Origin of the sequence: Rhizobium aethiopicum, assembly GCF_900094625.1 — a bacterium.
Classification (GTDB): domain Bacteria; phylum Pseudomonadota; class Alphaproteobacteria; order Rhizobiales; family Rhizobiaceae; genus Rhizobium; species Rhizobium aethiopicum.
Genome location: NZ_FMAJ01000033.1, coordinates 22518 through 28894, shown reverse-complemented (window position 1 = coordinate 28894; position 6377 = coordinate 22518). Strand labels below are relative to the sequence as shown.

At 60.1% G+C, this 6377-nt stretch carries 7 protein-coding genes and 1 pseudogene; all 8 read right to left on the bottom strand.

All coding sequences use genetic code 11. The annotated features are described in order from the left end of the window. A pseudogene (locus GA0061105_RS34160) lies at window positions 1-101 on the bottom strand (IS110 family transposase); the annotation flags it as partial. Window positions 102-366: 265 nt separating this feature from the next. Beyond that, window positions 367-1362 carry an aldo/keto reductase gene (locus tag GA0061105_RS30670; RefSeq protein WP_092755082.1) on the bottom strand — a complete coding sequence of 332 codons (996 nt, stop codon included), beginning with the start codon at window positions 1360-1362 and terminating at the stop codon, window positions 367-369. Window positions 1363-1460: 98 nt separating this feature from the next. Next, the gene (recO, locus tag GA0061105_RS30665; protein WP_092755072.1) at window positions 1461-2231 is read right to left on the bottom strand and encodes a DNA repair protein RecO; all 771 of its coding nucleotides are present in this window, start codon (window positions 2229-2231) and stop codon (window positions 1461-1463) included. Window positions 2232-2385: 154 nt separating this feature from the next. Further along, a complete protein-coding gene (locus GA0061105_RS30660; RefSeq protein ID WP_092755069.1) occupies window positions 2386-2871 on the bottom strand; it encodes a response regulator in 486 nt (161 codons plus the stop codon). A gap of 101 nt (window positions 2872-2972) precedes the next feature. Further along, window positions 2973-3725: a Crp/Fnr family transcriptional regulator gene (locus tag GA0061105_RS30655; protein WP_092755079.1), complete on the bottom strand. Its 753-nt coding sequence runs from the start codon at window positions 3723-3725 to the stop codon at window positions 2973-2975. A 146-nt stretch (window positions 3726-3871) separates the two neighbouring features. Continuing rightward, window positions 3872-4813 (bottom strand): GTPase Era, encoded by a 942-nt coding sequence (gene era / locus GA0061105_RS30650; protein WP_064692430.1) that lies wholly within the window; start codon window positions 4811-4813, stop codon window positions 3872-3874. 7 nt (window positions 4814-4820) lie between these two features. Next, a complete protein-coding gene (rnc, locus tag GA0061105_RS30645) occupies window positions 4821-5540 on the bottom strand; it encodes a ribonuclease III (RefSeq protein WP_064692429.1) in 720 nt (239 codons plus the stop codon). After that, window positions 5537-6280 (bottom strand): signal peptidase I, encoded by a 744-nt coding sequence (gene lepB / locus GA0061105_RS30640; RefSeq protein WP_092755066.1) that lies wholly within the window; start codon window positions 6278-6280, stop codon window positions 5537-5539. The genes rnc and lepB overlap by 4 nt, the downstream gene beginning before the upstream one ends. Between the last annotated feature and the right edge of the window lie 97 nt (window positions 6281-6377).

Here is a 6377-nt window from a genome sequence, read left to right as displayed (position 1 = left end):
ATCGTCACGGTGCGGCGGGTGCGGCTGTCGAACAAGGTGACGGAATTGCAGGAAACGTCCAGGCCGAGGGCGGACTGGATTTCATGGGGTTCTGCCATCATAATTGGGTTCCATGCTTCGAATTGTCTGCGGGCGTGTCCTTCGGATAGCCCATTCAAGTCAGCAAGCGATGCGAAGCTGGAGCGGCAAAGTCCCTTCATGAGGTCGGTCGTTGACACCTATTCCTGTACGGGCGCTTTGCCGCACGAGCCCCGGGATGGCCATCCCGGGGCTCGTGTCCCAGCTTCCCCTGCAGTAAAGCATAGATTTGAGAGACAATTCCTGTGCTCGCCACAGGAATGAGGGAGGTGGGCCTTGCGCCCGCCCCTACCCGCGCCCGAGTGCGGCATCGATCGCCGCCATGACGTCGGCCGGCAGCGGTCCCTTTTCCAGCGCGCCGGCATTTTCCTCCACCTGGGCGACGGTGCGGAAGCCCGGAATGGGGAAGGTGCGCGGCGACCTCGCCAGGAGCCATGCAAGCGCCCCCTGCGTCAACGTGCGGCCGCCAGACGTCAGGAGATCGCGGACGGCATCGAGCCTTGCGGCAAATTCCGGAGCCACGCGCCCGTCCTTGAAATAGACCATCCAGTCGAGCGCCGCGCCGCGGACATCCTTGGCGCCCACTGCCTTGTCGGCGGTAAACTTGCCTGTAAGCAGCCCCATTGCCAGGGGACCACGATTGATCGAGATCATCTGATTTCGCTCGACCACTTCGATCATCTCCGGCACCGGCTCGAAGACGTTCATCGTATGCTGGACCGAGACAAAGCCGGTGCGGCCGGCGTGGCGGGCGGCGCGATCGGGAAAATCGGTGCTCCAACCGAATGCGTCGATCTTGCCCTCGACGCGCAGCGCCTCCAGCGTATCGAAGACCGCATCCGACTGGTCCAGCGGAAAATCATTGAGGTGAAACTGCAAGAGATCAAGGCGATCGCGCTTGAGACGGCGCAGCGATGTCTCGACCGAGCGGCGAATGAAAGCCTCATCGGCAAAGGCGCCGATTGCCTGCTTCGTCTCAGGATCGGTGGCGAAGCCGAACTTGGTGGCGACGATGATGTCGTCACGATTGCCGATCGCCCGGCCGAGCACCTCCTCCGAATGGCCGGCGCCGTAGTTCGAGGCGGTATCGAAGAAGCGGATGCCGAGTGCGATGGCGCGGTCGATCGCCTCGACGGATTCATTGTCGTCGACTTCGCCCCAGCCGAGCGGCGTATCACCGGCAAAGAAAGGGCCGCCGATTGCCCAGCATCCCATGCCGAGACGCGGAATTTCGCGGCCGTTCCAGAGCGTGATCGTCGTCGGTGATGCGGTCTTGGTCAGCATGGAATCCTCCTTGAGCTTGGCTTGCAAGAAATAGGTGCCGCCCATCAGCGGGTAAACCGCCAAATCCGGAGGATGTTTTGCACCAGTAAAAAACCAGGTCAGGCGGAGACGCCGCTCGGACCGGCAAGCGCCCGCAAGGCTGGATCAAGCGCCTTGAGCGCGGCCTGCACGAAGCCGTCACGGGCTGCCGCAGCCTCCATGCCGCGCGGTTCGTAAACGTGGCGATGCAGGAAGAATCCCGTCAGACGGAAGGCGGCAGCGAGGCTCTCGAAGTCTGCCGCGTGATTGCCTTCGACGCCTAGGAAGGGCGGCAGGATCAGCATCTTGTCGGCCCACGGCGCGCCGGCGCTGCGGCTGACGGCACGGCCGGATTTCGGCGAGACATAGGCGAGATCGGAACGGGCGCCGGTCGCCGCGCATTCGGCAAGATCGAGGCCGAAGCCGAGATCGTTCAGCACCGCCAGCTCGAAACGCACGAAAAGCTCGCCGGCATCGGCCGGGTTATGCAGGTGATCGAGAATGACCTCCAAGGCATCGAAGAGATGCGGATGCGGGTCACGCTCCGGCAGCAGCCGCAGCAGAGCGCCCATTGCTTGAACGCCATAGACGGCGGTCGCCGTTTCCATCAGGCGGGCGGCGCGCAGCGTCACCGGCTCGACACGAAATTCGCCGAGATGTTCATCAAGCCGGGCGCGCCAGACGATTTCCACCCCATTGCCCGGCTGCAGCACCGGCTGCATGGCGCGGGAACGACCGGAACGCACAAGCCCGAGGTGACGACCGCGATCGCGCGTCATCACCTCGGCGATGACGCTCGTCTCGCCGTGGCGTTTGACGCCCAGAATGATTGCATGGTCCTGCCACTGCATAAAAAGTCCCTGCGGCCGATAAATACATATCTTAGCGCACAACTCGGGAAACCGGAATCGATTTTCCCAAGGATTGGCCGCAGTTTCAACGTGATAGCGCGCTCCTGCACGCCTTGAGCGCTCAAGCAGAGCTAGCTTCCACAGGAGAACTGCGTCATGCCGTAGCCGGCAGAAGCCTCTGCAGGAATTCGTGCATCGCCCTTTCGTCAAAGGGCTTCACCAGCAGGGGTATGTGCTGAAGGTCGCACGGGAAGTCGCGTATATCGGAATAGCCGCTGACGAAACCGAAGGGGATGCCGACATCGAGAAGATGTCGGGCAAATCCGAAACTCGTGCCCTCGCCGAGATTGACATCGAGAAGCGCGAAATCATATTTCTCCGCAGCGATGGCGGCTCTTGCCTGTTCGAGACTGCCGACAATATCGATGCTGTTCACACCGGCCAGGCGCAGAATATCCTCCGCCTCCATAGCGATGATCAGACTGTCTTCAAGAACCAAAACACGCAGTGCGTTCATGATTCCATGCCCCTCGTGGAACGCCTGTCGCGGAGCCCCGGCCGTTTCGCCAACATCATTGCCCTCCGGTGCCCCGTATGGCACGCTATCGGTGAATTCCGCCACCGGTTCTGAATAAACCATTTTTCTGCCCGCTCGATAAGAATCAAAATCGCAGGAAAGACGACGGCCGACCTTATTTTCCCAAATGCTAAACTGCATTTAAAAAAGACATAGGCCATGGATTAGATGAAAGGACGCTTGCCCTCGCCAAGCCCTTCCCAGCCGGCGATTGCCATCAACTCCTCACCATTTTGAACTTCGCAGCCGCGTTCCTGCCAGCGGATCAAACCGCGTTCTCCAAGTTTTCTCAGAGTCTTGTTGGTGTGAACGATGGAAAGACCGAGAGTGTCGGCGATGTGCTGCTGAGTGATCGGGATGAATTTTCGGCCGTTGAAGAGACCGAGCTTCCTGCCGCGCTCAAACAGGAAAGCGATCAGATAGGCCGCTCTTTCCAGTGCGGTGCGGCGGCCGATTGAGAGGAGATGCTCATCCAGTATCCGCTCTTCGCGCGCGGCGATCCAGGTGATGTCGAAGGCGAGCGAAGCATGTTTGTTGTAGAGCGTCATCAGCCGGTCACGCTCGAAGACGCAAAGGGAAACCGGTGAAAGCGCTTCGATGGAATGCTGCATTTCGCCGGCGATCGTGCCCTGCAGGCCGATCAGGTCGCCAGGCATAATATAATTCAGAATCTGGCGGCGCCCGTCCTCAAGCATCTTATAGCGGAAGCCCCAACCGGAAAGCACGGTGAAAAGATGAGCGCTGTGGGCGCCTTCGACAAGAATGGTGGAGCCCGCATCGACTGCAAGCTCGCCTCGCTTGAACCGCGAAACGAATTCCAGCTCATCGCGGCTGAACTCCCGGAAATGCGGCAGGGGCCGCAAAGGACATAGCTCGCAAGGGGTCCGGAATGAATAGATGCGTTTCGACGTTGCCATGCCTGCCCTGAGCTCGCGCAAACGACGGTCCGCCTGGCGCACCGCCGACCAGGGAATGCGCAAAGCCCGGATTCGTTCCGCAACGAAACGAATTCTTTCCTAAGAAACAAAGGGCTGGACGCTGCCCGATAAAATCGTTGCCGCCCCTATTTGGGAAATTCGAGGCCCATTTCACGGAACCGCTCCGGATCATCGCCCCAGTTTTCACGAACCTTGACGAAGAGGAAGAGATGGACCGGTTGTTCCAGTATCTCGGACAATTCCTTGCGGGAAGCCGTCGAGATCGCCTTGATGGTTTCGCCGCCTTTGCCGAGGGCGATCTTCTTCTGGCTGTCACGCTCGACATAGATCACCTGCTCGATCCGCACCGAGCCGTCCTTGCGCTCCTCCCACTTTTCCGTTTCGACATGCGAGGAATAGGGAAGCTCCTGGTGCAGGCGCAGAAACAGTTTTTCGCGGGTAATTTCGGCGGCGAGCTGGCGCATGGGAAGATCCGAGATCTGGTCTTCCGGATAGTACCACGGACCCTCCGGCAAGGTGCTGGCCAGATAGTCCATGACGTCGTCGCAGCCGGAGCCGTTTTCGGCTGAGATCATGAAGGTGCGCTCGAAATCAATCTTCTCGTTGGCGCTCGCGGCCAGAGCCAGCAGATCCTCCCGGTTGACGCGGTCGATCTTGTTGAGCACCAGGATCTTCGGCTGCTGGACTTCCTTGAGGCCTTCAAGGATGGCTTCGGCATCGCCACGCAAGCCACGCTCGCTGTCGATCAGGAGCATGATCAAGTCCGCATCCTTGGCGCCGCCCCAGGCGGACGTCACCATGGCGCGGTCGAGCCGGCGGCGCGGCTTGAAGATGCCGGGCGTATCCATGAAGACGATCTGGGCATTGCCGTGGATCGCAATGCCGCGCACGATCGCGCGCGTCGTCTGTACCTTGTGGCTGACGATCGAGACCTTGGCGCCGACGAGACGATTGACCAGCGTCGATTTTCCGGCATTCGTCGGCCCGATCAGCGCGACGAAGCCCGAATGCGTCGGACCATGGGTTTCTGCAGCAGCGTCGGCCGCGATATCTTCTTCTTGTGTCATTGTCCCGTCAGTTTCCGGCAGGCGATTGCTGCCAAATGCCTTCGCGCTCGAGCATCTTGGTTGCCGCAACTTGTTCGGCGGCACGCTTAGACCGCTCTACGCCGGTTTCCGGCTTTATGCCAGCAACTTCCACCGTCACCTTGAACCGTGGATCATGATCCGGCCCGCTGCGTTCATCAACCCGATAGATCGGCGTGACGCCGAATTTCGCATGCGACCATTCCTGCAGCTCGGTCTTGGCGTCGCGCTTGGCGCCATCGGCCCGCACCGCCCTGCCCTGCCAGTAGCGCAGGATGAAGCGGCGCGCAACTTCGAGGCCACCATCGAGATAGATCGCGGCGATAAGGCTCTCGACGACATCGGCGCGCACGTTCATCATGCGCTTGCCGGTCAATTTCTTCACATCGGCGCCGGTGCGGATATAGAGGTGAAGGTTGAGTTCGTCGGCGACCGCGGCACAGGTTTCGGCGCTGACGAGCTGGTTGAGGCGAACCGAGAGCTCGCCCTCCCCCGCCGTGCCGAAGGTGCGGAAAAGGAGTTCGGCGATGCAGAGCCCGAGGACCCTGTCGCCGAGGAATTCAAGCCGCTCGTAATTGCCGCTCTTTTCCGTGCGGGCGCTGGCATGGGTCAGCGCACGGTCCAGGCGCTCCTTTTCGGCAAAGTCATGACCGATCAGGACTTCGAGCTTCGCGCGGTCGGCAGCAGAAAGCATCTGCGCCTTGCTCATTCAACGACCTTGAAGAGTCGGTCCCAACGCATGTTCGTCGGCCACTTCCAGATTTCGCGGAAGGACGTGTCGTTGCCGAGCGAGAAGAAGATGACGCTGGCGCGGCCGACCAGGTTTTCTGCCGGCACGAAGCCGACGTCGAAACGGCTGTCGAGCGAATTATCGCGGTTGTCGCCCATCATGAAATAGTGGCCTTCCGGCACGATAAACTCGCGAGTATTGTCGCCGCGCGACACAGGAGATTGATCGAGCGTGTCATAGGTCTTGCCGTCGTCGAGGGTTTCGCGGAACACCGGCACGTCCTCGCCCGGATCGAGCTTGTAATCCGAGGTGAAGCTGCCATCCGCAACCTTGGGAACCGGCTTGCCGTTGACATAGAGAACGCCATCGGTGACCTGGATACGGTCGCCGGGCAGGCCGATGCAACGCTTGATGTAGTCGATATCGGGATTCGGCGGGAAGCGGAAGACGACGATATCGCCACGCTTCGGATCGGAGCCGAACAGGCGGCCGCTGAAGATGTCGGGCGAGAAGGGCAACGAATATTTCGAATAGCCGTAAGCGAACTTATTGACGAAGATATAATCCCCGACGAGCAGCGTCGGCATCATTGAACCGGACGGGATGGTAAAGGGCTGGAACAGCACGGTTCGGATCACCATCGCCAAAATCAGCGCCTGAATGATGACCTTGATGTTTTCCCAAAGGGCGTTCGGCTTGCTTTCGACTTTTTCGGACACGCAGTCTTATTCCTTCAAGACGCCGTAAAGGCGCAATTCTTTCTGCCGTTCTCTCTAGCGGCTTCGGCCGGTCGCGGCAATGCCGACGACATCAAAA